General features: G+C 51.6%; 1 pseudogene. It reads right to left on the reverse strand.

Annotation, left to right across the window (positions count from 1 at the left end):
* Positions 1-1,598: pseudogene (locus tag B4H10_RS08195) on the reverse strand (DNA-directed RNA polymerase subunit beta'); the annotation flags it as partial.

The following is a 1,598-nucleotide window of genomic DNA, read 5'->3' on the forward strand; positions in this document are numbered from 1 at the left end:
TCTGCATTAATCGGAACTTCATCCGCACTCACATCCGCAAGGTATTTCACCTTTACGTCGCGGTAACGGCTCATACCGGTACCCGCAGGGATCAGTTTGCCAATGATGACATTTTCCTTCAGGCCCAACAGCGGATCCACTTTGCCTTTGATAGCTGCATCTGTCAGCACACGGGTCGTTTCCTGGAAAGATGCGGCCGACAGGAAGGAATCAGTGGCCAAAGAAGCTTTGGTAATACCCAGAAGGATCGGTTTGCCGCTGGCAGGTTCTTTGCCCGCTGCTACCGCAAGGGCATTCTGTTCGTTAAATTCCCCTACGTCAATATATTCGCCCGGCAGCATGGAAGTGTCGCCCGCTTCTTCGATACGGATCTTCCGCATCATCTGGCGGACCATTACCTCAATGTGTTTATCATTGATGCCTACGCCCTGAGACTTATAAACGCTGAGCACCTGCTGCACAATATAGCGCTGCGTTGCCTGCGGTCCCAGAATACGAAGGATATCGTGCGGATTCAGGGAACCTTCGGTCAGGCGGTCCCCGATTTTCACTTCGTCACCTTCATTAACTGACAGCTTGGCGCCGTACGGAATAACATAGGTCTGTTCTACCACTTCATCTTCCGGATTTCCGGTAATCACAACCTTACGCTGCTTCTGTCCGGCTTCTTCCACAATATGGACCGTTCCGGCATTTTCAGCAAGAATGCCCGGATGTTTCGGTTTACGGGCTTCAAACAGTTCTTCAACACGGGGCAGACCCTGTGTAATATCGTCAGCGCCGGCAACGCCGCCCGTATGGAACGTACGCATGGTCAGCTGCGTACCCGGTTCGCCGATGGCCTGTGCGGCAATCGTGCCGACAGCTTCGCCTACGTCAACGTTGTGGTCAGTTGCCAGATTCCGTCCGTAACACTTGCGGCATACGCCAAATTTGGATTTACAGGTCAGTACGGTGCGGATCTTGACCTTGTCACGCATAGCCGCAATGACATCCGCCATAGCTTCAGTAATGTATTCATTGATATGGAACAGCACGTTGCCCTTTTCATCCACCACATCTTCTGCCAGCGTCCGGCCGATGATCCGGTCATGCAGGGATTCAATCTCCGTTCCGTTTTCTGTGATGGCTTCGATTTCGATTCCGTCAATTTCATTATGGCGGACAGAAATCTCTTCCACCGTACCATCTTTCAGGATGCGGTCGATATCGCTTTCCGTCAGTTCATCACCAGCATGGACAAGGACTTCGCCGTCAGCGTTTGTAATATCTTCCGAAACCTCTTTATTGACAAACTGCAGCATCAGCATTTCCTTGATCTTGCCGACTGCAAACTCTTCCGGAATATTGATGGCCACTTCTTCGCGTTCTTCACCAATGTTACCGGCGTCGTCCGAAACATACAGGCTGATCGTCGTCACGTTCGCATCCATCAAGCGTTTGTACACGTCGTTGGTAATAATGGTATCAGATTCTGCAATCGGGGTGCCTGTCGTTTCATCGATAATGGTAGAGGCCAGCGTGCGTCCCAGCACTTTGGCCCGGATCTTCTTGGCGCTTACGCCCAATTCCGCCTTGCACAACCGTTTCCGTTCTTT

It is taken from the genome of Megasphaera sp. UBA4382, from assembly GCF_002391155.1.
Lineage (GTDB): Bacteria > Bacillota > Negativicutes > Veillonellales > Megasphaeraceae > Megasphaera > Megasphaera hexanoica.